This is a genomic window from Gemmatimonas phototrophica (assembly GCF_000695095.2).
GTDB classification, from domain to species: domain Bacteria; phylum Gemmatimonadota; class Gemmatimonadetes; order Gemmatimonadales; family Gemmatimonadaceae; genus Gemmatimonas; species Gemmatimonas phototrophica.
Map to the genome: position 1 here is coordinate 2,318,227 of NZ_CP011454.1, position 23,638 is coordinate 2,341,864.

At 64.6% G+C, this 23,638-nt stretch carries 25 protein-coding genes; 1 reads left to right on the forward strand and 24 read right to left on the reverse strand.

Annotated features, from left to right (window positions below; translation table 11 throughout):
• Positions 1 to 52 precede the first annotated feature (52 nt).
• The 14 genes from GEMMAAP_RS09810 to GEMMAAP_RS09875 form a co-directional block, all read right to left on the reverse strand.
• Positions 53 to 973, reverse strand: a complete 921-nt coding sequence (locus GEMMAAP_RS09810) for a polyprenyl synthetase family protein (RefSeq protein WP_053334490.1) — start codon at positions 971 to 973, stop codon at positions 53 to 55.
• Between the two features lie 3 nt (positions 974 to 976).
• On the reverse strand, positions 977 to 1,198 hold the full coding sequence (xseB, locus tag GEMMAAP_RS09815; RefSeq protein WP_026850705.1) for an exodeoxyribonuclease VII small subunit: 222 nt from the start codon (positions 1,196 to 1,198) through the stop codon (positions 977 to 979).
• Entirely contained in the window at positions 1,195 to 2,478 is a 1,284-nt protein-coding gene (xseA, locus tag GEMMAAP_RS09820; RefSeq protein ID WP_053334489.1) for an exodeoxyribonuclease VII large subunit, read from the reverse strand. The genes xseB and xseA overlap by 4 nt, the downstream gene beginning before the upstream one ends.
• Positions 2,465 to 3,361, reverse strand: a complete 897-nt coding sequence (locus GEMMAAP_RS09825) for a bifunctional 5,10-methylenetetrahydrofolate dehydrogenase/5,10-methenyltetrahydrofolate cyclohydrolase (protein ID WP_026850704.1) — start codon at positions 3,359 to 3,361, stop codon at positions 2,465 to 2,467. Before GEMMAAP_RS09825 ends, xseA begins: the two co-directional genes overlap by 14 nt.
• On the reverse strand, positions 3,351 to 4,937 hold the full coding sequence (gene rny / locus GEMMAAP_RS09830; RefSeq protein WP_053334488.1) for a ribonuclease Y: 1,587 nt from the start codon (positions 4,935 to 4,937) through the stop codon (positions 3,351 to 3,353). Before rny ends, GEMMAAP_RS09825 begins: the two co-directional genes overlap by 11 nt.
• Before the next feature lie 195 nt (positions 4,938 to 5,132).
• Positions 5,133 to 5,423, reverse strand: coding sequence for a cell division protein ZapA (locus GEMMAAP_RS09835; protein WP_158514802.1), 291 nt, complete (start codon positions 5,421 to 5,423; stop codon positions 5,133 to 5,135).
• A 17-nt stretch (positions 5,424 to 5,440) separates the two neighbouring features.
• A complete protein-coding gene (locus GEMMAAP_RS09840; protein WP_026850702.1) occupies positions 5,441 to 5,881 on the reverse strand; it encodes a hypothetical protein in 441 nt (146 codons plus the stop codon).
• Positions 5,871 to 8,306 (reverse strand): phenylalanine--tRNA ligase subunit beta, encoded by a 2,436-nt coding sequence (gene pheT / locus GEMMAAP_RS09845; protein WP_026850701.1) that lies wholly within the window; start codon positions 8,304 to 8,306, stop codon positions 5,871 to 5,873. Before pheT ends, GEMMAAP_RS09840 begins: the two co-directional genes overlap by 11 nt.
• On the reverse strand, positions 8,303 to 9,313 hold the full coding sequence (locus GEMMAAP_RS09850; protein WP_026850700.1) for a phenylalanine--tRNA ligase subunit alpha: 1,011 nt from the start codon (positions 9,311 to 9,313) through the stop codon (positions 8,303 to 8,305). The genes pheT and GEMMAAP_RS09850 overlap by 4 nt, the downstream gene beginning before the upstream one ends.
• A 110-nt stretch (positions 9,314 to 9,423) precedes the next feature.
• Entirely contained in the window at positions 9,424 to 9,795 is a 372-nt protein-coding gene (rplT, locus tag GEMMAAP_RS09855) for a 50S ribosomal protein L20 (protein WP_026850699.1), read from the reverse strand.
• 12 nt (positions 9,796 to 9,807) lie between these two features.
• The gene (gene rpmI / locus GEMMAAP_RS09860; protein WP_026850698.1) at positions 9,808 to 10,005 is read right to left on the reverse strand and encodes a 50S ribosomal protein L35; all 198 of its coding nucleotides are present in this window, start codon (positions 10,003 to 10,005) and stop codon (positions 9,808 to 9,810) included.
• Between the two features lie 79 nt (positions 10,006 to 10,084).
• Positions 10,085 to 10,687: a translation initiation factor IF-3 gene (gene infC, locus GEMMAAP_RS09865; RefSeq protein ID WP_082821212.1), complete on the reverse strand. Its 603-nt coding sequence runs from the start codon at positions 10,685 to 10,687 to the stop codon at positions 10,085 to 10,087.
• Positions 10,688 to 10,923: 236 nt separating this feature from the next.
• Entirely contained in the window at positions 10,924 to 11,811 is an 888-nt protein-coding gene (locus tag GEMMAAP_RS09870) for an MBL fold metallo-hydrolase (protein ID WP_075071642.1), read from the reverse strand.
• Positions 11,812 to 11,816: 5 nt separating this feature from the next.
• Complete coding sequence (locus GEMMAAP_RS09875) at positions 11,817 to 12,806, reverse strand: 3'-5' exonuclease (protein ID WP_145979081.1); 990 nt, start codon at positions 12,804 to 12,806, stop codon at positions 11,817 to 11,819.
• A gap of 107 nt (positions 12,807 to 12,913) precedes the next feature.
• Here GEMMAAP_RS09875 and GEMMAAP_RS09880 point away from each other — a divergent pair, with 107 nt between their 5' ends.
• Positions 12,914 to 13,558, forward strand: coding sequence for a redox-sensing transcriptional repressor Rex (locus GEMMAAP_RS09880; protein ID WP_026850694.1), 645 nt, complete (start codon positions 12,914 to 12,916; stop codon positions 13,556 to 13,558).
• A 21-nt stretch (positions 13,559 to 13,579) separates the two neighbouring features.
• Here GEMMAAP_RS09880 and rsmA read toward each other — a convergent pair whose 3' ends face one another.
• The 10 genes from rsmA to dnaG all read right to left on the reverse strand — a co-directional run bounded on the left by rsmA (position 13,580) and on the right by dnaG (position 23,610).
• Positions 13,580 to 14,470: a 16S rRNA (adenine(1518)-N(6)/adenine(1519)-N(6))-dimethyltransferase RsmA gene (gene rsmA / locus GEMMAAP_RS09885; RefSeq protein WP_082821213.1), complete on the reverse strand. Its 891-nt coding sequence runs from the start codon at positions 14,468 to 14,470 to the stop codon at positions 13,580 to 13,582.
• A 7-nt stretch (positions 14,471 to 14,477) separates the two neighbouring features.
• Entirely contained in the window at positions 14,478 to 16,112 is a 1,635-nt protein-coding gene (locus GEMMAAP_RS09890) for a PP2C family protein-serine/threonine phosphatase (RefSeq protein WP_026850693.1), read from the reverse strand.
• Positions 16,109 to 16,633, reverse strand: a complete 525-nt coding sequence (locus tag GEMMAAP_RS09895) for an ATP-binding protein (RefSeq protein WP_158514803.1) — start codon at positions 16,631 to 16,633, stop codon at positions 16,109 to 16,111. The genes GEMMAAP_RS09890 and GEMMAAP_RS09895 overlap by 4 nt, the downstream gene beginning before the upstream one ends.
• A gap of 4 nt (positions 16,634 to 16,637) precedes the next feature.
• Complete coding sequence (locus GEMMAAP_RS09900) at positions 16,638 to 16,970, reverse strand: STAS domain-containing protein (protein ID WP_053334483.1); 333 nt, start codon at positions 16,968 to 16,970, stop codon at positions 16,638 to 16,640.
• Positions 16,971 to 16,977: 7 nt separating this feature from the next.
• Positions 16,978 to 18,003 (reverse strand): phosphate acyltransferase, encoded by a 1,026-nt coding sequence (locus GEMMAAP_RS09905; protein ID WP_026850691.1) that lies wholly within the window; start codon positions 18,001 to 18,003, stop codon positions 16,978 to 16,980.
• Positions 18,000 to 18,563, reverse strand: coding sequence for a pantetheine-phosphate adenylyltransferase (gene coaD, locus GEMMAAP_RS09910; protein ID WP_145979082.1), 564 nt, complete (start codon positions 18,561 to 18,563; stop codon positions 18,000 to 18,002). Before coaD ends, GEMMAAP_RS09905 begins: the two co-directional genes overlap by 4 nt.
• Positions 18,560 to 19,081 (reverse strand): 16S rRNA (guanine(966)-N(2))-methyltransferase RsmD, encoded by a 522-nt coding sequence (gene rsmD / locus GEMMAAP_RS09915; protein ID WP_026850689.1) that lies wholly within the window; start codon positions 19,079 to 19,081, stop codon positions 18,560 to 18,562. The genes coaD and rsmD overlap by 4 nt, the downstream gene beginning before the upstream one ends.
• A 3-nt stretch (positions 19,082 to 19,084) precedes the next feature.
• The gene (gene recJ, locus GEMMAAP_RS09920; RefSeq protein ID WP_158514804.1) at positions 19,085 to 20,848 is read right to left on the reverse strand and encodes a single-stranded-DNA-specific exonuclease RecJ; all 1,764 of its coding nucleotides are present in this window, start codon (positions 20,846 to 20,848) and stop codon (positions 19,085 to 19,087) included.
• A gap of 79 nt (positions 20,849 to 20,927) precedes the next feature.
• Positions 20,928 to 21,641 carry a zinc ribbon domain-containing protein gene (locus GEMMAAP_RS09925; RefSeq protein WP_043581634.1) on the reverse strand — a complete coding sequence of 238 codons (714 nt, stop codon included), beginning with the start codon at positions 21,639 to 21,641 and terminating at the stop codon, positions 20,928 to 20,930.
• A gap of 4 nt (positions 21,642 to 21,645) precedes the next feature.
• Positions 21,646 to 23,610, reverse strand: a complete 1,965-nt coding sequence (dnaG, locus tag GEMMAAP_RS09930) for a DNA primase (protein ID WP_053334482.1) — start codon at positions 23,608 to 23,610, stop codon at positions 21,646 to 21,648.
• Positions 23,611 to 23,638: the final 28 nt, after the last annotated feature.

Sequence of the window (23,638 nt, forward strand, 5' to 3'; positions counted from 1 at the left end):
GACCGCGTTCGAACGAGAAGACAACTCGGGAATTCGCGACGGGGACACCGTCTCAGGACCGGCGCTCCACGATGTAGCGCGCCAACTGCTCGAGGGTGGGGGTCAGCAACCCCTCCTCCTGCAGTGCCGCACACCCGTCTTCCACCAACGCAACAGCGCGCTCAATCGCTCCCTCGACCCCAAGAAGCGCTGGATACGTGCTCTTGTTCAGGTCGAGGTCGCGGGCCGCCGTCTTTCCAAGTTGGTCGGTGGTGGAGGTAATATCGAGGACATCATCCGCAATCTGGAATGCCAGGCCAATGGAGGCACCGTAGCGGGCGAGCGCAATGCGACGCGATTCCGTTGCACCCGCGGCCCTCGCCCCAAGGGTCACCGACGCCATGATCAACGCCCCGGTCTTGAGCCGGTGCACCCGCTCGAGCGCTTCCAGGGTCAGCTGGACCCCCTCCCCTTCGAGGTCGAGCAATTGCCCACCGATCATGCCACCGGCCCCGGATGCATCCATGAGGTCACGCACGATGTCTGCGGCCACCAAATCGGACAATCCCATGGCCTTTGAGGCATGCCAGGCACTCCGGGCCGCCAGGGGCACCATGGCCAGACCAGCCGCGGTCGCCACCGGCACGCCGTAGACCCGATGGACCGTTGGACGCCCACGGCGCACATCGTCGTCGTCCATGCACGGCAGATCGTCGTGCACGAGCGAATAGGCGTGCACCACTTCCACCGATGCGGCGAGATCGAGCGCCACCCCCGTCCCGCCGCATGCCCGGTAGGCCTCGAGCAGCAGAATGGCTCGCAACCGCTTCCCTTCTCCGAGCAAGGCATAGCGGATGGCCTCCGCCGTGAGCGGGGCGACGTCGCCGAGCCAGCGCGCACAAAAGCCGTCGAGCGCGCGCTGCACCGCCACGCGTTCACTCGCGAAGGTCCGCGCCGTGTCTTCCGTCATCGCCGACGTGCTGGACACAGGCATCGATCAGGCTCCCAACTCAACCACGGAGAATGACCCGTCCACCGCCTCAACCAGCTGCTGGACGCGTGCATCGACCGTCTTGAGCGATGCGCCCGCGGTCCGCAGGTGGGCGATCCCCTCCTCAAACAACTTGAGCGCCTGTTCAAGATCCAAATCGTTGCGCTCAAGAATGCGCACGATCTCCTCGAGGCGGTTCAACGCCTGCTCGAAGGTCATCTCGGTCATGTGCGCTCCGTCTGAGGCGTGTCGTCCATGCTGGGCTCGGCCGATCCAATCATGCCATCGGGCAGTGGGCGGTGGTCGCCCGCTGTCGCAGCTACGATGCCGTCGCGCAGCCACAAATCGAACGGCGCGCCGGCAGGTAACTGCTTCCAACTGGACAAAGTAGCGCCCCCGGGCGTTCGCGCCACCGCAAACCCTCGGGCGAGTGTGCTCAGAGGCGACAGGGCCTGCAATTGCCCGGCGACCAACTCCACGCGCGCCCGGCGTCGCTCCACGACACGCTGGGCCGCGACCCCGAGGCGTTTCTGCACCTGGGTGAGCGACGCGATGGCGCGGTCTTCCCGACGCTTGGCGGCGGCGGCGAGACGCTTCCCGAGGGCGTCAACGCGTGCAATTACCTCGCGGCGTGACGGCACCGCCAATTCCGCCGCGGCAGAAGGCGTGGCCGCACGCACATCAGCCACCAGGTCGCAGATGCTCACGTCCACCTCGTGGCCTACGGCGGAGACCGTCGGGATGGGACAACCTGCCAAGGCCCGGGCTACCCGCTCGTCGTTGAAGGCCCACAGATCCTCCCGCGAGCCTCCCCCACGGCCAATGATGAGCAGGTCGGCATCATTCCACCGCGCCAGCTTACCAATGGCCGCCACCAGCGATTCCGGGGCGCCCTCGCCCTGTACCTTGGCTGGAATGATCACCAGTTCCACATCCGCACTGCGGCTACGGGCCACCGTAATGATGTCGTGCATGGCCGCGCCGTCCGGGCTGGTAATCACGGCAATCCGCCGCGGAAACGCCGGCAGCGGCCGTTTCCGCGAGGGATCGAGTAACCCGTCCTTTTCGAGCCGCAGCCGCGTCTGCTCGAGCGCTTTTCGCCAGAGTCCATCGCCAGCGGCTTCGAGTGCCCGTACAGAGAACTGCAGATCGCCTCGCACCGGCCAGACCGTCATCTGCCCAAGCGCCAGGACCTGCATCCCTTCATCAGGGGGAGCCGGAATGCGCTTGGCCGCAGAGCTCCAAATGACGCAGTTGATCTGCGCCTCGGCATCGCGGAGCGAGAAGTACCAGTGCCCGTTACGGTGTGCCTTGAAGTTGGTGACCTCGCCCCGCACCCACAGCGGAGGGAAGGCCCCTTCAATCAGATCCTTGGCGGCAGACGTCAAGGTATGCACCGCAATGGCCGCCTCGGGTGTGCTGCCCGGCGACTCGTCGGCAGGCACCGACGGCCCGTACCCGCTGGTGCGACGCGATGCCATGGTCAGCGCGGCGTCAGCGTGCGGCAACCGCGAGTGTGCGCTCGGCAGCCCGCACCGTGTTGCGCAACAACATCGCAATGGTCATCGGGCCCACCCCGCCCGGCACAGGGGTGATCTTCGATGCCACGTGCACGGCGCTTTCAAAGTGCACGTCCCCGCACAACCTCGTGCCTTTGGCCTTGGTCGCATCCGGCTTGGTGTTCATCCCGACATCGATGACCACGGCACCCGGCTTGATCATGTCGCCCGTGATCATCTCGGCGCGGCCAATGGCGGCAATCAGGATGTCGGCGCGGCGTGTATGAAATGCCAGGTCTTTGGTGCGGCTGTGGCAAATGGTCACGGTGGCGTCGCCACCGGCGCGCCCCTGCACCAGCAACGCCGCCATCGGCTTACCCACAATGTTGCTCCGCCCAACGATTACCGCTTCCGCACCACGCGTATCCACGCCGCTGCGCACGAGCAATTCAATCACACCGGCCGGAGTACACGACACGAAGCCATCCGTGTGGCCGATGAGCAGCTTGCCCACATTCACCGGATGAAAACCATCGACATCCTTTTCAGGCAGGATGTGGCGGATAACGGTGTCCGGATCGATGTGCGAGGGGAGCGGCATCTGCACGAGGATGCCGTGCACACTCGGATCGACGTTCAACCGCTCCACCACCGTCAACAATTCCGCCTGCGTGGTGGAGGCGGGCAAGCGAAGGGTTTCCCCCTGCATGCCGGCCGCCTTCGAGGCCTTCTCCTTGGCGCCCACATACGTGGCGCTCGCCGCATCATCACCAACCAGGACGACAGTCAGTCCGGGGATGATGCCATGTGCCGCAAGGCGGGTCACGTCCGCCGCCACTTCGTGGCGGATGGTTTCCGCAATCGCCTTCCCGTCAATCAACTCAGCGCGCAAAGTCCACCGCCCGGCTTTCACGGATGACCACGACCTTGATCTGGCCGGGGTACTGCAACTCGGATTCGATACGACGGGCAATCTCCTCGGACAGCGCCGTCATCCGCACGTCGTCTACCTGCTCTGGCGTCACCACCACGCGCACTTCGCGTCCGGCCTGAATGGCAAAGACACGCTCAACGCCGCGGTAGCTCGAGGCGATTTTCTCCAATCCTTCCAACCGCTTGACGTACGTTTCAAACGCTTCACGACGCGCCCCAGGGCGCGATCCGGAAATGCTGTCACCAGCCTGGACCAACACGGAGACTTCACTCTCGTGCGGCACGTCATCATGGTGCGCGGCAATGCAGTTCACCACCAACGGATTCTCGCCGTATTTGGTGGCCACTTCCACGCCGAGCTGTACATGGGTGCCTTCGTGCTCATGAGTCAGCACCTTGCCAATGTCGTGCAACAGGGCGCCGCGTTTGGCGAGTGCCACATCGAGCCCGAGTTCCGCCGCCATCATGCCCGCCAGCCACGCCACTTCCTTGGAATGGGCGAGGATGTTCTGCCCATAGCTGGTACGCCAGCGCATGCGGCCAATGAGCTTGATCAGCTCCGGATGGAGCCCCGTGACCCCCACATCATATGCAGCCTGCTCACCGGTTTCGATGATGGCCGCATCCACTTCCTTGCGTGCCTTGGCTACGACTTCTTCGATGCGCCCCGGATGAATCCGGCCATCACTGACCAGCTTCTCGAGCGCGAGTCGCGCCGTTTCGCGTCGGACCGGGTCAAAACAGGAGACGACAACCGTGTCCGGCGTGTCGTCAATAATGACATCGACGCCAGTGGCGAGTTCGAACGCCCGAATGTTGCGCCCCTCTCGCCCAATGATCCGCCCCTTCATTTCGTCGTTGGGCAATGACACCGCCGAGACGGTGCTCTCCGCCGTTGTTTCGGCAGCCACCCGTTGCACCGCCAGCGCCACGATCTTCTTGGCCTCACGCTCGGCGTTGCGTTTGGCACTCTCACGGATTTCCCGCAGACGGCTGGACGCATCAGCGAGCGCTTCGTCTTCCAGACGGCGTACCAGCTCGGCCTTCGCCTGATCGGCACTCAGCCCAGCCAACTGCTCGAGTTTCCGACGTTCTTCAGCGATGAGCTTTTCCAGCTCCTGCTCACGACCACCAGCGGCCTGTTCCCGAACGCCGAGTTCCTTGCCCCGCCGCTGCAACTCCTGCTCGCGACCTTCCAGTGACTCGCGGGCGCGATCCAGCTGCGTCTCACGATCGACAACGCGCTTCTCTTCGCGTTCAACCTCGATGCGGCGTTGGCGCACATCCTGCTCGTGATTTTCGCGCAGCAGAAGAATCTCTTCCTTGCCGGCCACCACGGCGCCTTTCCGGATGTTCTCTGCTTCACGACGTGCTTCATCCAGCACCCGTGCCGCCGTTTCTTCCGCCGTTGCCTTGGCCCGCTGCTGTGCAGCAAGCTCGATCGTGCGTCCGGACTTCCGTCCCAGCACGAAGGCAATGACGGCCGCGATAACACCCACGGCGCCAACAAGCGCCGCAAGGGAAATGTCACCCATGGGGATCTATACTCCACCGCGCCGAACGCGGGTTGGATCGTGAGCCGCAAGATCTATTGGTCGGACAGTCACGGCACGCGCGTGGGACGAAACGCGTACCGCGCCACCCGGCGCGCGCGCGTCACTCCCCACAGCAGCCCTGCCAACGACCGTCTGAAAAGAACGTACGGCTCGACGGAAGGGGCCGCAACGGGGTTACGCGGCCCCGAGGTCCTCGCCCCGTTTCGCGGGGGGCAGCAAGGGACGAATGTCGGCCGCCAACTGTTTGATGTCCGCGGTCAGCTCTTCCATCGCCATCCGTTCCCGGAACAGATCGTCGGTGATCTGGAGCGCCGCCAGAATGGCGGCCTTTTGCGTTTCCATGGTGGCGCTACCGTTGAGGATCGCCTTGATAGTCTTGTCCACATGGTCGGCGACGGCCTTGGTATGCTCCTGGGAAGCCTCGGTGCGCAGCGTGTACTCCTCGCCCATGATGCGCACTTTCACGACGGTCCGCTGATCCATCATCGCTCCGCCCCCTGTCCAATTTGCTGCCGCAGAAAACGGACCCGTTCCGTGAGCTGGGTGGTCTTCTCTCGGGCTTCCTGGAGGCGCGCGCGCAACCGCTCGTTCTCACGCGCCAGCTCCTGGTCCATGGCTTCAGGAGTCGCCTTGGCCGATACCTCCTGAAACGCGGCTTGTACCCGGACGACATCCGCCCGGGCCGCCGCCAGCTGCGCCTCCACCGTGCGCGCCTGAATCAGCGCCGAATCACGGGACTGCTGGGTATCCTCTACCTGCTGGCGGACTTCATCGAGTTTGCCCGTCATCCCGGCAAGGATCTGCTCGAGCTCTCGCGAACGCGCCTCCGCGGCGAGCGCCCGCCGCCGAAATCCGGCCAGCTGGTCACTCAGATTGCGGACGAGCGTGTCAAGCTCGCGAAAAGCCGAGGTCTCAGGTCGCACGAGGACGGATACCCAGTTCCTTGTCGAGAAGCTCCAGGAGGCGGGATCGGCGCCCCTCAATCTCCTTGTCCCGGAGGGTGCGCTCCGGGTGTCGCCACGTCAACCGCCAGGCCAGACTCCGCACCCCATCCGGAACACCGGGGCCCCGGAATTCGTCGAACAGCTGAACACGTTCCAGCAGCTCGCCGCCGCCGGTCCGCAGCGCGGACTCCACGGTCGAGGCCGCTATGCCGTCAGGGACCAGGAGAGCCAGGTCGAACTCCGCCGCCGGCGTTGTAGGGAGCGGAACAAAACGAACGGCCCTGGTGGCTCCCGACTCACGATCCGCCGGCGCATGGGCGTGCGCGCGGGGCTCGGCGATGTCCTGCGAGGAGATCTCCCCCAGGGTCACTTCCACCCCCCAGGCGTCTGTTGCCCAAACCGGCTTGTCCAGCGCCACGGCCTCCACCCGTCCGACCACCCCTACCTCAGGCACCGTGATCGTCCACAGCACGGGCACGGAAGCGCCAACGAGCTGCACGGGGCGCCCGGGGAAAGCCGACGCCGCAATGCGCTCGGCCAGCTCCTTGGCATCCCACATATCGAAGACGGGAGGATTGGGCTCCGTAAAGTGCGCCGGGCGACGTGCCCCCATGATGAGCGCGCCCACCCGCACTTCCTCGAGGGGCAATCGACCGGCCCGGGGCGTGAACACGTTGCCGATTTCGAACAGCCGCAGGTTGCCCTGCATGTGCGAGAGGTTGTATTCCGCACGGCGCGCGAGCGTATCCAAGATCGACCCGCGGAGAAACGGTTCATCCTCCGCGAGCGGATTGCGCACGCGAGGCGTGTCGTCGCCGCCCGACGCGGTAAAGGGCATTGGACGCGTTTCCGCGAGTCCCACGCCGACCAGCGCATCGCGCACCCGACGTGACGCCAGATGGAGCGGATGGTCGGGCGCAGATCCCGGACGGAACGGGCGCAGCTCATCGGGGAGCGCATCAAATCCGACCAGGCGCGCGACCTCTTCAATGAGATCGACCTCCAGCAAGAGATCATGACGCCACGTGGGTGCCTGCACCGCCAACGCCTCTCCCTGGGTCGATACGACGCATCCCAACGACTCCAGACGACGGACGATCTCGTCCACCGGGATTGCCACTCCCAACAGGCGCGCCAGACGCGCTGGCCGAAGCATGACCGGAGCGCGGCTGGCGGGTGCCGAGCCAACGTCGAGGACTTCCACCACCGTCCCACCGGCGACCTGCGTAATGAGTGCCGCCGCCATGCGGGCTACCTCGGCCGTATTACCGGCGTCGATCCCACGTTCGTAGCGATAGCTGGCATCGGTGTTCAGCCCCACGGTCTTGCGCACGCGCCGCACGAAGCGCGCGTCAAACACCGCCACTTCCAACAGAATGTCGGTGGTATCCGTGGTGACTTCGCTGTGCAGCCCACCCATGACCCCAGCCAGGGCCACTGGAGAAGCCCCGTCACAGATGCAGGTGGTCCCGGCGACCAGCGGGCGTTCCGTCCCGTCCAGCGTGACGATCCGCTCGCCCTCGCGCGTTTGGCGCACCACAATGGCCCGGCTCTCGAGTTTGGCCAGGTCGAACGCGTGTACCGGCTGCCCCAACCCATGCAGGACATAATTGGTCGCATCGACCACGTTGCTGATGCTCCGCGCCCCAATTGCATCCAGTCGCTTTTGCAGCCACTCGGGACTGGGCCCTACCTGCACCCCCTTGATGACCACCGCCACGTAGCGAGGGCAGCTCTGGGGGTCCGCCAGGGTCACAGAGGCATGCGTGCCCTGCACCATCGTGGCGCCGCACAGCGTATCACCCAAAACCGGTGGTGCCTGCAGATCCGCTGGCAGGGCCCGAAGCGGCGTGTTCGTGAGCGCACTGATCTCCCGCGCCAGTCCGACGTGTGACAACAGGTCGGGGCGATTCGGCAGCACATCAAGATCGAGGCGTGCATCGCCCACCGGCAGCACCTCAAGAATGGGCGTCCCCGGCGGAACGTTGGTCTCGAGGGTCAGGATGCCGTTGTGCTCTTCACCCAGGCCCAACTCGCGCGCCGAACAGAGCATGCCGTTCGACGTCTCGCCGCGGATCTTGCGCTTCTCGATCTTGAGGCCACCCGGCATCACGGTACCGGTGCGGGCAAACGGATACTTGTTGCCGGCCACCACGTTGGGGGCCCCGCACACGACATCGAGCAGCGTTCCACTGCCGTCGTCAACTTTCGTCACCCAGAGGTGATCGGAGTTCGGATGCCGCGCGGCTTCCACCACCTGCGCCACAACGAACGAGGACAGATGGGCGCCAAGCGTCTCGATGTTGTCGAGGGTCACGCAATGGCGACTGAGCGCCTCACCAATGTCCTGCGCGGAGTGCGTGTGCGGAACGAACTGTTTGAGCCACTCGTGCGAGACGATCATCGAGCGAACTGCTCCAGGAAACGGACGTCGGAATCGTAGAGAACGCGGATGTCGTTGACGCCATAACGGGACATGGCGATGCGGGCGGGGCCCATGCCGAAGGCCCAGCCCGTGTACTTCTCACTATCGAGTCCGGCGGCTTCGATCACGTTGGGATGCACCATGCCGCACCCCAGAATCTCCACCCACCGCAGCCCCTTCCCGTCTCCCAGATCGACCTCGACGTCCATTTGGGCGCCCGGTTCGACGAAGGGGAAATACGAGGGCCCAAAGCGCACGCGACGCGACGAGCCATAGAAGCGACGCGCAAACTCGGCCAGCGTCGCCTTGAGATCCACGAAGCTGATGTCTTCGTCCACCGCCAATCCTTCCAGCTGCATGAACGCCGGGGCGTGGGTGGCGTCGAAGAAATCGCGCCGATACACCTGCCCCGGTGCGAGCACACGCACCGGCGGCGCAAAGCGCTGCAACGTGCGGACCTGTACGGGCGAAGTGTGCGTCCGCAGCAGCGTGTCGTCGCCCAGATACAGCGTATCGTGCAACTCCATGGCCGGGTGATCGGCGGGGAAGTTGAGGGCCCCGAAATTGTACCATTCCGTTTCCGCTTCCGGCCCGAGGGCAATCGTGAAGCCCAGCTCGCGGAAGATTTCGCAGATCTCGTCGATGACGAGGGTGACCGGATGCAACGACCCCCGCCACGACTGACGCGCGGGCATGCTGGCATCAAACGCCGCCGGGCCGGCCGCGGCGCCTTGCCGCGCCCCAAAGGCCTCAAGGGCGTCCTGAATGGACGTCTTGAGGGTATTGAATGCCCCGCCAGCGGTTCGCCGATCCTCGGGCGGCAGCGCGCGCAACGCGCCCTGAAGCGCGGCAAGCCGCTCGTCCTTGAGCGCGTTCAGCTGGCCCTTGGCGACATCAAGCCGGGTGGCCGGGTCGAGCCCGTCCAACAGCGCACGGCATTCGAGCGCGAGCGCATCGGCTTGCGCGAGATAATCGGAGAGGATCACGAGAGGAATCGGAAACGGGAGCACGAAGGGCCGGCATCTTTCGACGCCGGCCCTCGCAACATAACCACTGCCGGTGGCCGCGTGGCGGCACCACCGCAACACGGCCGACCTTACGCGGCCGCTTTCGCTTCGAGGGCCTTGCGCGCCTGTTCGGCAATGGCGGCAAAGGCTTCGGGCTCACGGATGGCGAGATCGGAAAGCACCTTGCGGTCGATCTCGAGGCCAGCCGCATGCAGCCCGTTGATGAACGCGCTGTACGACATGTCGTGCAGGCGCGCCGCGGCGTTGATACGCACGATCCAGAGGCGACGAAAGTCGCGCTTCTTGTTCTTGCGGTCGCGGTACGCGTAGCGCCAGCCGCGCTCCACGGTTTCCTTGGCAGCCTTCCACAGCTTGGAGCGGCCACCGAAGGCGCCCTTGGCATGCTTGAGGATCTGCTTTTTACGCTTCAGGCGAACAACGTTTGATTTTACGCGTGGCATAGTAGGAGATCCTCAGGCAAGAATGAGACGCTTGATTCGCTTCGCTTCGCCGTTGGTCTCGACGATGGCGGGGCGGCGGAGATTACGCTTCCGCTTGCTGTCCTTCTTGGTCAGGATGTGGCTCTTGTAGGCCTTCAGACGCCGCACCTTCCCCGATCCCGTCACGGAGAAGCGCTTCTTGGCGCCGCTGTGGGTCTTCATCTTCGGCATGTTTTACTCACGTCAGCGGTCAACCACCCCGATGTGGGGCGGCCTTTTGTCAGATCACGCGCCAATCACCGAATGGTGTTCACTTGGGCGCGAGGATCATCGTCATCGATTTTCCTTCCATCGTTGGCGCACTCTCGACTTTGGCCAGATCGGCGAGCTGCTGCGAGACCCGCTCCACCACCGCACGCCCCAACTCGGGGTGAGCAATCTGGCGGCCGCGGAACATCAGCGTCACCTTGACCTTGTTGCCTTCTTCGAGGAACTGCCGGGCATGGCGGGTCTTCGTATCGAAGTCGTGATCGTCGATCCCAGGGCGGTACTTGACCTCCTTGAGATGAATCACGTGCTGCTTCTTCTTCGCGAGTCGGGCTTGCTTGGCCTGTTCGAACTTGAACTTGCCGTAGTCCATGATGCGGACCACGGGAGGCCGTGCAGCCGCCGCCACTTCTACGAGATCGAGACCAAGCTCCACCGCCATGGACAATGCTGCGTCCACTTCGAGGATGCCAAGCTGGCTGCCGTCAGCGCCGATCACGCGAACGGGACTGATCCGGATCTGCCGGTTCACCCGTGGCGGACGCTTCGTCGAATCCTGAATAGTGCGTACTCCGGTAGAAGAAACAGAAAACGCGGACCCCTGTGAGGAGCCCGCGTCGCATACGGCACACGCCCTCTGACACACGCACAAGTGCGCGCACGGCAAGGGCTGCCGATCCGATGGACTCCTGCAGCACGCCTTGGAGGACAAATCCTCGCGCAAGGGCCGAAGGGTGGGACGGGCATCGATGTCCGTCCACTTCTCGATTGTAGCCGGACAAGCCCTCCGGGCCGACCGTAAAACCACCACAAACACCTACAACACGATAAACCTAGACAACCACCGGCCAACGTCAACCCCCGTTGGCCTGCCCGTGGCCCCTATTCGGCCAGACGGTAGCCCTTGCCGTCGTGCGCCACCCGCCCAAATCCCACCTGCGCGTCATGTTCGAACATGAGAAGCCATTCTTCCCTGACCGCCTCCGCCAGCAGCGCCCGCTTGGATTCCAAGGTGACCAGCGGCTCCACGTCATAGCCCATGATCCAGGGGAGCGGCAAATGGTGGGTCGTGGGCACGACATCGCCCAGAAAACAGAGCGTTTCTCCGGCGGACCGAACCAAAACGCTCTGATGATGCGGCGTGTGGCCAGGGGTTGGCCGTACGATGATCCCCGGGACGATCTCCCGCTCCCCCTCCACAAAATCGAACCGGTCGGCCGCCACGATGGGGGCCCAGTTTGGCGGGAAGTAACTCGCGGTGGTTCGCTCATTGGGCGTTTCGGCATAGGCCCGTTCGCCCGCCTGCACGACATACCGAGCGTTGGGAAACGCCGAGATCACCTCACCCGTTGGCGTCCGCCACGTGTTGCCGCCGGCATGGTCAAAATGCAGGTGAGTGTTGATGACCATTTTGATGTCGTCCGGCGTAAACCCGGCGGCGCGAATGCCGTCTTCCAGCGCCGTGCGGTCGTCGTGACCACGATTCTCAATGGCATAGATGTCATGGAACTTCGGGGTCTCCTTGTTGCCGGCCCCGGTATCCACCAGAATAAGCCCGTCGTCGTGCTCCACCAGCAGACACCGCATCCCGAGCGGAATGCGGTTTTTCTCGTCCGCGGCCAGCCGCCGCGACCACAACGTCTTCGGCACCACGCCAAACATGGCGCCGCCGTCCAGTTGCTGACCTCCCGCCTGAATGGCGTGAATTCGCAGCCGACCCAGCTGACGGGTCTCGTGCAAAGGCTGCGGAAACGGGTACGACGCATACATGTCGGTCACGCGGGATCGTCCTCAATAGCTGGGAGTGGAAACGCCCGACGCCGGCGGTCACTGGCCGTGGTGCGGCGTTGCTTGGCCGATGGATTCAGGCGAGCATCCAGTTCGGCCCAGGTGCTCACCCCCTCCCCCTCGGCCACCTGCAGCATCCGACACAACGCTTTGGCGGTGGCTACGGCATCGCCGCCCGCCCGGTGGCGCCCCTCGATGTCGATGCCGAAGTACCGGGTCACATGGTCGAGCGACCTTCGGGGCAGTTGCGGGAGCAAGGCCTTGGCCATCCGCACGGTACACAACCGCGGCCCGGACAGCTCATGGCCGGCGGCCCGGCGGAGCTCCTCGCTCACAAAACGCCAATCAAATGCGGCATTGTGAGCCGCGAAGACCGCGCCACGCAGGTGCTCTACCACCTGATCAGCGATGTGACGGAAGCTGGGCTGGTCGCGCACCATTTCCCACGTGATCTGGGTGAGCGCCATGATGTACGGCGGAATAGGCCGCTCGGGATTGACCAGCTGACTGTAGACGTCAGTGACCTCCCCGCCCCGGACCTGCGCGATGGCGATTTCCGTGATGCGGTCCCCACTCGCCGCCTGGCCCCCGGTGGTTTCGACGTCCACGACGGCAAAGGCAATGTCGCGCAGCCGTGGACTGTTCTCCGGGGCCCGCCCACTCCCGGTGCCACGCTTCGTTGTGCTCCCGACCTGGGCAGGCAACGGGACAGCCAAGCCCTCAGCGACGCCCTCGGCCAATGCCCAATGCCCACTAGGCAGACAGACAAACTCCGGGTGGCTGCCGAGCAGCGCGTGCGCCATCCGTTCGGCGGCATCGCCCTGCAGACGATCAACCTGGCACACGTCGCGCATGAGCGTCACGGCGTCGAGCGGCCCGGCCGTCAGGCGACGAAGCGCGCGCCCCGACAACGTGGTCGGTCGCGGGGTCGCAGCGGTACCGAAGGGGCGCGGGGCGCCAGGGAAAGGTCCAGACACAGTTCTAAGATAGCAGCAGGTATGACACCCCCGCTGGTGCTGCCGCGGTCACCCTCCTAGCTTACCAAAGTCTTTGTGAAGAATTTCACAAGCCCAAACACGACGACGTGAAACGCATCGCCGACTCTACCGTTCGCCGGCTGTCCATGTACCTCCGCTACCTGGAGGATCTGGACACGCGCGGCCAGCAAACCGCTTCCAGTGACGAACTGGCCCATCTTTGTGGGACCACGCCGGCACAGGTCCGAAAAGATCTTTCCTTTTTCGGATCCTTCGGGAAGCGAGGCCTCGGCTATCCCGTCCACGAACTGACCGCCCACCTGCGCGAGATCCTCGGACTGCAGCGTGAATGGAAGGTCATCATCATTGGCGCCGGGAAGATCGGCGCCGCCCTGGCCAACTATCGTGGGTTCCGCCAGCGCGGGTTCAAGGTGGCCGGCGTCTACGACAATGACCCCCTCAAGGTGGGACAACCCTGGGGCGAGGCCATTGTTCGTCGGATGGAGGACATTGAAGCGGATCTCACGCGTGAGGACGCGCCGATTGCCGTGCTCGCCATCCCAGCCGAAGGAGCGCAGCAGGTGGTGGACCGCCTTGTTGCCGCCGGCGTCCGTGCCATCCTGAACTTTGCCCCCACGCAAATTACCGTGCCGCCGCACGTGAACCTCAAAAGCGTGAACATGGCGATGGAACTGGAGGGGCTGTCCTTCGCCCTTACCAACCCCGGATATCTCGACGAAGGGGTGGCCTGACGTCGGCGCTGCCCTCCTCCGTTACTGGAGGGCGCGCACGAGTCTGGCGAAATCCGCCGGCGACAATGTTTCCGGCCGAGCCTCCGGGTTGAGCCCACAGGACGTCACGATGTCCAGCGCGCGTTCCGCATCGAGCGACGCGACGGTGCGAACGACCCGCACCAACTGTTTCCGCCGAAGTCCAAAGGCCGCCAGCACAAAACTGCGGAAGCGGGGCTCCAGCTCCGGTTCGATCACCGCCTCCGGTCGAGGAGTCACCCGCACCACGGCGCTGTCTACCGCGGGCGGAGGATTGAAGGAACCGGGGGGCACCTTTCGAATGAATTCGACGTTCACCACGGCCTGCAAATTGACACTCAGCGCGCCGTAGGTCTTGTCCCCCGGGGGCGCAGCCATCCGGTCGGCCACTTCCTTCTGTACCAAATAGACAGCGACGTCAGGGCGAGGTAACTCCAACGCATGGAATATGATAGGCGTTGTAATGTAATACGGAACATTACCTGCCAGCACGTACGAACCGCCGGCCAACTCCGCCAGATTCGTCGTCAGGACATCCGCCTCCACAATCTGCACCTGCGACTTGTCGGCATACCGTGCCCGAAGGTGCTGCACCAAATCGCGGTCCACTTCGACCGCCACCACCCTCTGGGCTTTCGCGACCAGACGATCCGTGAGTGCTCCGCGACCGGGGCCGATTTCCACCACGGTGCGCTGCGACAGATCGCCCAACGCGTCCACAATACTGTCGAGCACCCGGGTATCGCCTAGAAAGTGCTGACCGAAACGTTTCCGGGGACCGGGGAGCCGGTCGGCCTGTCGCGGTGGCCGGGAGACGCTGGCCTTGCTGTTGGCACCGCTGTTCGCAACGCTACGGTTGCCGCCCCGTCCACTTCCGAATGGTCCGTGTTTCATGAATGCCTCATGGTCGGTCTACCACAACCACAGTGCAGTCATCGCGCAGTGGGGTGCGGCCAACGTGTGCCGATAATTGCTGGAACAGGGCGTCGAGTATGGCATCGGGCGTTTCCCCGTGGGTCATGGTGCGGAGTGTGTCCAGAATGGCCGGCTCCGTCAGCCGGTTATCGCGGGCATCCCTCGCATCGACCACCCCATCGGTGATGAAGACCAACCGGCTTCCCGGCTTCCAGGTCATGACACACTCTTCGATGGTGTCGTCGCACCACCCCAGGGGCGGGGCCACTGCAGCCAACCGCGTCCATTGTCCGTCGGCCGTTACGACAAACGCGTGCGGATGCCCGGCATTGGCAAAACGCAGTTCGCCGGCCCGCGCATCGATGACGGCATAGCACATGGAGATGGACATCTCCGTGCTTTCGAGTTCATCGCGGAGGCTGCGGTGCACCGCCTCGAGGGCAATGGACGGGTCGAAGGCAGCCTGGACATGAATGCCCGCCGCGCTCAACGCGAGCGCCATGATCAGGGCCGATTGATACCCATGCCCGGAGACGTCTCCAATCAGCACGCCGGTACGGTCTCGATCGAGGCGTGCCAGCAGGAAGAAATCCCCCCCAACACTCTCGGCCGGAACCACCCGGGCGGCCGCTCGAGCTTCCGGCTGAACCACACGGGGATTGGGCAACAGCTTGAGCTGCAATTCGTTGGCCAATTGCATTTCACGCGCCATCTGCTGACGTTCGACCGCTGCGCGCACCAGACTTGCATTATGCATCGCGGTGCCGATCTGTGTGCTCACCGCAACGGCGAGCTTCCGATCGCCAGCGCTGAATGGCGCCCCCCCTTCCCGGCCGCCGAGCACCAGTACGCCGAGCGGAAGAGCCACCCCCTCAGCGCCCCGTCGAGTGGGAACGGCGAACGTCCCGGTGATGCCCACGCCACTGCTGGGGCGGGTAATGGCGACGGCCAATAACGGGGCGCCGCGCCCGGATAGCACAGGATCGGCGAAAACGGCAGCCGAACCGTCTTCCGTACACGCACTGCCCGACCGGAACGCCCGCACGGCCACATGCTCGTGGCGATCCAGAGAAACCGGTTCGTAGGTGATGTCTCTCAGACCCATTGAAGCAATGGGGGTGAGAAGCCCCTGCGGGCGATTGGTCTGCAGAAATACCGCGCGTTTGGCCCCCACCGTTGTGGCCAGCTCGACCAGCAACGTGTCGGCCACGTCCTCCACCGAGGTGGTGCCCCCCAGCAGTTCTCCAATTGCATACAGGAGATTGATTTCCTCGTATCGCTCTGCCAACTCACGAGTGGCCCCATCGCGCTCACGGGTCAGTCGGCGGACCACCGGCAGCAGGCGACCAAGCAGCCGGTCGGCATCAGCAGCATGACCCGGTTCGACAAAAAGCCACCCAACGCTGTCACCGGTGGTCACCAGCTGAGCGTGAAGTGCCTGCGAACGAGCCCAGGTGGCCACATCCCACGCACTGGCGCCCGCTTCTGTCCGTGCCGCGAAGCCGGACGAAGAGGCGCCAAGTAGCGAGGGAATAACTGCCCCTTCCCGTCGCTCCCAGATGGCGGCCTCTCGCCCGGTGGCCTCAAGAAATGCGGCCAGAAGGGCGGTGACCTCGGTCATGCCTTGTGCAGGATGAGGCGGAGGAGATGGCCGGCCTCCAGACATTCACTGACCACCTCATCCATCAACTGACGCATGAGGAAGATGCCGCGCCCGTCCTCACGTTCCAGCCAGTCAGGATCGTCCGGGGTGCGCTGCTCGACCGTCACATCAAAGCCTTGGCCTTCGTCGGTGACGTCCACCACCATGCGTTCGCTGTTCACGACAGCCAGCACCACCACCGTCCGCGACACGACATTGCGGTTGCCCTGAAGGATCGCGTTGGCGAGTGCTTCCGTGATGGCGACCGGGACGTTGAGCCGGCACTGTCGTGGCGAGAAGCCCGCCGCGGCGCACAGCGCCACGATGTCCTCCACCACCGGTCCGATGCACTGCAGGTCAGAAACCAGCACCCACCGTTTCGACACGTGCGTCACCGTCGCCTCCGGGGCGATCTCCGCCAGAAAGGCCCGCGCCGCGACGGTCTCTCCTCGCGCCACTGTCCGAGGGGACGCCCCCCGCTGACCAATGCGCGTGGCCACAGACTTAGCGGGCCGCGAGCGCGTCGGCGCGCGTGGCATAGAGAGGGAAGAGCGCATCCAGGCGCGTGAGTTCGAACAAGGTGCGCAGATCTTCATTCAATCCCACCAAGCGCAGATCGCCGCCGGCGTCCCGCAGTCGCCGGCTCAGCGACACCAGAGCGCCGAGCCCAGAGCTATCGATGTACCCGGAGGTGGTGAAATCCACCACGACCAGACGGGCCCCCTGCTCGACCGCGTCGAGAATGGTCTGCTTGAACTCCTGCCGATTGGTGACCACCAACTGACCGTCCACCGTGACGATCGCGATGTCGTCCATGCGTTCCAGCGAGAAGCTCATACTGTGCTCAGAGTCCGGGGGTCAGGTCAGGCCGGGCGGCGGCCTGCAGGGCGGTGATTGCCGCAACATGTGCAATGTCGTCGGCAGTTGCCCCGCGGGACAAGTCACTGCACGGTTTCGCGAGCCCCTGTAGAATGGGGCCAATCGCCGTGCCGTGGGCCAAGCGCTGTGTGAGCTTGTAGGCAATGTTGCCCGCGTCCAGCGACGGAAACACGAGAATGTTGGCAATCCCGGCGGCGGGCTCCCCCGGCGCCTTCCGGCGAGCCAGCTCCGGAATGAGCGCGGCATCCACCTGAAGTTCCCCCGACACGATCAATAAGGGCGCCTCTTCGCGCACGATGGCGACGGCTTCCCGGACCTTGCTCACCGAGGGGCCATCGGCGCTGCCCATTGAGCTGTAGGAGAGGAAGGCCACCCGTGGCTCATCCCCCACGATGCGACGACGGTCAGCGGCGGCGGCCAGGGCGATGTCCGCCAGTTGCCGTGCGGTGGGATCGGGGACCACCGCACAGTCGGTGTACGTCAGGACTTCGGCCTCGTTTCCACGGAAGGGCGGTACGATGAGATAAAACGACGAGGATACCGTTTTGACGCCGGGGGCTGCCCCAATGGTCCAGATGGCGGCCCGCAACACATCGGCCGTGGTATGGACCGCACCCGCGACGCAGCCATCGGCCTCACCTAGCGCCACCAGGCTATCGGCAAAGTACAGCGGGTCTCTGGCCAATCGCTCGGCGTCATCCCGCGTGAGCCCCTTGCTTCCACGACGGGCGAGCAGATGCTCGACGATCTGCGGCAGCCGCGGATCCTCCAGCGGGTCAATCAGCGTGCCTCCCGATGGCACAACACCGGTCGGAGCATCCCCGCGTCTGACCAGCACGGGGTGTACCGACCCCTGCTTTTGCAGACGCAGAACGGCCGAGACCGTACGCGGGTCGGTGGCTTCGGGAAACAGAATGGTCCGCCGAGTGGCACTGGCCCGCTCATGCAGCGAATCAAGAAACGATGTGGTGGCGGCGCTGTCCTGACTCATGTGGACGTGCCTCCGCTCGCTGCAGCTTGCTCCCGGTATCGTGCCACCAGCGCCTTCCCCACCACCGGATGAACCAACCCGGATACGTCGCCGCCAAACTTGGCCACTTCGCGGACCATACTGGAGCTGATGTACGTGGTATCGAGCGAAGGCGTCATGAAGACCGTCTCGAGATCCGGGTACAGGTGGCGGTTCATCAAGGCGATCTGAAACTCGTACTCGAAATCACTCACGGCCCGCAATCCACGAACGTTGACGCGGGCGCCCAGCGTCCGAGCAAACTCCACGAGGAGCCCCTTGAAGGACCGGACCTCGATGCGCGGATCCCCGTTGGTACACTCGTGAATGAACGCCATGCGCTCCTCAACCGAAAAGAGGGGCTGCTTGTTCATGTTGTTCGCCACTGCCACGATCAGATGGTCGGCAAACGTCAGCGTACGCCTGATGAGGTCTTCGTGCCCATGCGTAATGGGATCGAACGACCCCGCGTAGAGGGCGACAAGCGGGCCACTTGGGCGAACAGCGTTGAGAACGATCGCGGGAGCCGGATCAGGCGTCACAACGAGGTACGGAAGAAGGTCAGGGCCGTGGTGCCATACCGACGGGTTTCGCCAATCGCAGGAAGTGCGACTGCCGACGAATGTTCAACGGCAAACACGGCCGCGAAAGGGACCTCGAGCCATTGTTGCGCCAACTGGTGAGCAATGTCGGTCCCATAGGGAGGATCCGCAAAGGCCACATCGTAGGCGCCGGCGGGAAGTGTCTGGACAAACCGCACGGCCTCGTCGCGGTGGATCCTGGCGCCTTCGTGTCCTCCCAACCCTTCGAGATTGGCCTGCAGGACTTTCACGACCTTGAGCGATTGCTCAACAAAGTCACATTCGGCCGCGCCGCGGGAGAGACTTTCCAACCCCAGCGCTCCACTGCCGGCGCACAGATCAAGCACCCGCGCGTCCGGAAGAATGGGGTGCACAATGCTCATCCACGATTCACGAACGCGATCGCCGGTGGGACGAACCTGGTCGCCCGGAGGAGCCTGTATCCGTCGCCCTTTCCAGCGACCGGAGATGATGCGCATCGATTACTCCTCCGGGTGGCGGACATCGGCCACCCGCAGCTGAAGGCGTGAAACACCGCGGTACTCATCCCGCTCCAACTTGAAGGCCAGATCGAGCGACCTGGTCACGTCCAACTGGGCCGCGCGCGAGGCAAGCCCCCACCCAATCGCCTCCACCTCTCCATGACCGGCGTCTATCGCCAGCTTGAGGCCATCGGCGCCCACCTTGCGCGGCGCCCGCGCAAGTCGAGCCCCGGTGGCCCGGAACAACGGGGCCGGATTACCAATACCGAACGGCTCAAAATGACGGACCAACTTCTCCAGTGCTTCGCCCACCTGCTCCATTGGCACCTCCAGATCCACTCGTAACATCGGGACGAGGTCCTCAGCAGACAGGCGTGCACGTGCCACCTCGTCGAACCGCTCAACAAAGGCCGGGAGCTGTCGGGCGTCCATCGTCAGTCCGGCGGCGGCGCGGTGCCCCCCGTAGCGCTGGAACAGCGGGGCACATTCTCCCAGAGCGCTGTGCAAGTCAAAAGCACCGATGGAGCGCCCAGACCCCTTCCCGACCCCTTGCTCAACGGCCACCAGAACAGCCGGTCGTGCCGTCGCCTCCACGATTCGCGACGCGACAATCCCAATGACCCCGGCATGCCACCCCTGCTGGTGTAACACATGCGCATACCGATCGCGCATGTCCGGCTGTTCGACTTGCCGCATCGCCTGATCCAGCACGGCACGATCGAGTTCCTGCCGGGCCCGATTCAGTTCCTCCAGCTCGCGCGCGATGATATTCGCCTCCTCTTCCCGTTCGGCAAGCAACAGCTTGAGCCCCAGCTTGGCGTCGGCAATGCGACCAGCAGCATTCAGCCGAGGTGCCAGCACGAATCCCACCCGTCCGGCGGTGAGCGGCTTGCCTTCCAGTCCGGAGGAACGAATCAGTGCGCGCAATCCCGGATGCGTTGTTTCCGCCAGCAACTTGAGCCCATAGCGGACCAGTACGCGATTTTCCCCGCGCAACGGCGCGACGTCTGCAATCGTGGCCAACGCCACGAGATCCAGTTGACGATGGGCGAGGGCGGGCGATCCCCCCAAGGCGTCGCACAGCGCCAGCGACAGTTTGTACGCCACGCCGACCGCGGCCAGGTCTTTGTCCGCGGAGGCGCAGGACGGGTGCCGGGGATTGCAGATGGCGTACGCTGCGGGCAGCGTGTGCCCCGGCAGGTGGTGGTCGGTGACGATCACGTCCACCCCCGCAAGCATGAGCTCCTGCACCGGCTGCAACGCACTGGTGCCGCAGTCACAGGTAACGACCAGCGTTGCCTGGGCCTGACGCGCCGCGGCCACGCCCGCCGCCCCGAGATCGTACCCATCGGTGAGACGATTGGGCACAAAGGGCACTACATGCTGCGCTCCGAGTCCGCGCAACACCCGGGTGAGCAACGCCGTTGACGACATGCCGTCAACATCGTAGTCGCCGTGGACGAAAATCACTTCCTGGCGTCGCACAGCATCCGCGATTCGGGCAACAGCGCGCGGGGCGTCGTGCAACTGCGACGTAGGCTCCACATGCTCCAGCCGTGGCCGCAGGAACCGCTTGGCCGCCTCCGGCGTCTCGTAGCCCCGCGACGCCAGGAGCCGGCACACTTCGAGGGGGAGGAGCAGATCGCGTTGGAGGCCCTCCACGACGTGCGCTGACGGCAACGGCACAGGAACCCAACGCGCCGCTGGGCGGAGCGCGGGAGAGGAGGAGCCGGCAGGCGCAGCAACGGTGGCGGGGGGAGTCACCTTGGCAATCTATGGCAGGTGCTGTTCAGAAGGCACCCAATGGCCCGCAGCCGCCCCGGCCTGCCGCAACGCGCCTGCCTTACGCCCCGCTCTGGTGAAACAGCAACACGCCGCACCCTTCGCAGGGCTCAATCACGGAGCCCGTCGAGAATGCCGGACGACGTTGCAGCGGAATGGCGGTGTCGCAGGCACTGCAATAAAAGTCCCGTAATTCGATCAGCGCCGCCGATTGACGCCGCGCGGCGATGCGATCGTACTTCGACAGCAAGCCGAGCCCCACGCCGGCGGCGGACAGCTGCCGCTTCACCCTGGCCGTCGCCAGCTCCGCATCGATTGCCGCAAGAGTGGCCTCCATCTCGGAGCGCGCAGCCCCCTGTTCATGACTGATTTGGGCCAGAACTTCGCGATGCGCGGCGAGTGCCGTGCGCAAATCACCAATGCGACGCGAAATGACCAGCGCTTCGCTCTCGCCGTCGGCCAGGGCGCGCTTGGTTGATTCGACCTGCGAGGCCGCGGCAGTGGCCTCACGCAACTTTTCCGCGTTGTTCAACACACTGACGTACTTCTCGTGCAAGGTCCGCGTCTCCGCGAGCCGCGCCTCAAGTACACGCTGACGCGTCAACTCGCGCTCCAGTGATGCCTCGGTCCGCGCCACCTCCTCCACGGCCCGCTTCTGCGTGGCGTCCAACAAGGCCATCTTGGGCGCCAACGCCGATCGCCGTGCGTCGATTTCCCGAATCACCACGTCGTCGGCCTGGACCGCCAGTAACGCTTGCAGTTCTCTGTTTACCACTGTGTCATCCCTGTCCCCGTGACCTTCCGCGTGGTGACCGAATGGGCACCAGGCGACGAATCTCTGCTTCGAGCTCCAACCGTTCCCGCATCAACGCATCCTGCTCCTCACGCGTTGCCGTCCGCAACGCTTCGAGGATTTCGTTGATCCGCGTCTCCAGGACGCGCGCATCGAGCTTGCCGAGCGTGAGGCCGATGTCGGCCGCACCCGCTTCGTATCCACCGGCGTCGGTCAGCTCACGCAGCACGTTCAGCGTGTCAGACGACAGGCGCTCGGCAATCTGCTCGAGGTCGTCCTCCAGCGGCGCGTGCAACAACGTGTCAAACAGCTCCCGGTAGCGGGGCTCACGAAACGCGTCCGGCGGATGCCGTTCGGCAACGCGTTCGGCCACTCCGCGATCCACCAACATGGCCCGAACCAAAGCGCGCTCCACCGGCTCATCACGGCGGGGACGCGGTGGCACGTTGGTGGCCTGCCACTCCGGTCCCTGCTTGTAACCCTTTTTGCGGCCTGGTGTCCACGGCTTCCGTTGTTCGGACGCCGGCGGTGGGAGAGGGGCTGGCTCGGCCTGCTCCCCGTACTCATCCATCGTGGGCGGAGGCCCATCAAAGGAGGGAGGTCCGTCTCCCGGATGGTGCCCGCTGGTGGGTGCCCCACCACGCGCCGTCGTCCGACGAAGGCCGGACTCAGGCAATGCATCCGCTTCCGCCGACAAGGTGGCCTTGTCCACATGCGTGGCATCCGACAAACGCGCCAGGTACATGTCGCGCGTGAGAGCCTCACGCGCCGCACGAATGGTTGGCAGCAGCTTGTCGATCGCCGTGCGGCGATGACGCAGGTCGGCAAACCACCCCCGCCGCTCGAGCAACTGGACCTGGCGATCGAACAGGTCAATCGCATTCCCCAATTGCGATTCCATGGCGGCCCGGCCATGGGCCTGTACATACGTGTCAGGATCTTCGCCTTCGGGCAGCGACACCACATGCACGGTGGCTTTCGCGCGCAACAGCTCCAGCCCGGAACGGAAGGTGGCCTTCTGTCCGGCTTCGTCGCTGTCGTACAACAGGAACACGCTGCTCGTATAGCGCACCAGCAGTTGGGCCTGCTCCTCCGTCAACGCGGTGCCCAGCGGCGCAACCACCTCTTCTATCCCGGCCAACGACAGGCGAATAGCGTCGAGATAGCCTTCCACCACAATGGCCCGGGAGACCCGCCGCATGGCCTGCTTGGCTGTGTGCAAGCCGTAGAGGGTGCGCCGCTTCTGAAAGACCGACGATTCCGGGCTGTTGAGGTACTTGGGTTGGTCATCACCCATCGCGCGGCCTCCAAAGCCCACCGAGCGCCCCAACTCATCAAGAATGGGGAACATGATGCGGCCCCGAAATCGCACCCGCGGCTCCGGGTCACCTTCGCGCACCACGAGAATGCCTGCCTCGAGCTGACGGGCATCATCAACGCCCAGCGAGTGGAGATACCGCCGGAGCAGTTGTCCGTCGCGCGGCGCAAAGCCCAGCCCGAACTTCTGCCACGCATGCGGATCCAGCGCGCGCGACGTGAGGTATTCGCGCGCCTGTCTGCCCACCTCATGATCGAGCAACTGCTGCTGAAACCACTCGGCAGCCGCAGCGAGTGCTTCAAAGTTTGGCGCGTTGGGATCCGGCGCCTGCTGACGGCGTGGCGCATCGATGACCTCGACGCCCACCTTTTCCCCAATCAGCTTGACGGCCGCCGGCCAGTCGAGCCCAAGACGCTTACGCACAAACGTGAAGACATCACCGCTTTCATGGCAGACGAAACAGTGATAACTGCCGTGCGCCGGTGAGACCGAGAAGTTGGCGTTCTTGCCCTGATGAAATGGACAGGGACCACGCCACGTCCCGCCGGATCGCTTGAGCGGCACGTACTCGCTGATGATCTCGACGATGTCCGCCGCGAGGCGTACACGTTCGACGGTTTCGTCAGCAATCACGAGAGCACACGCTCACACGCACAGGGGC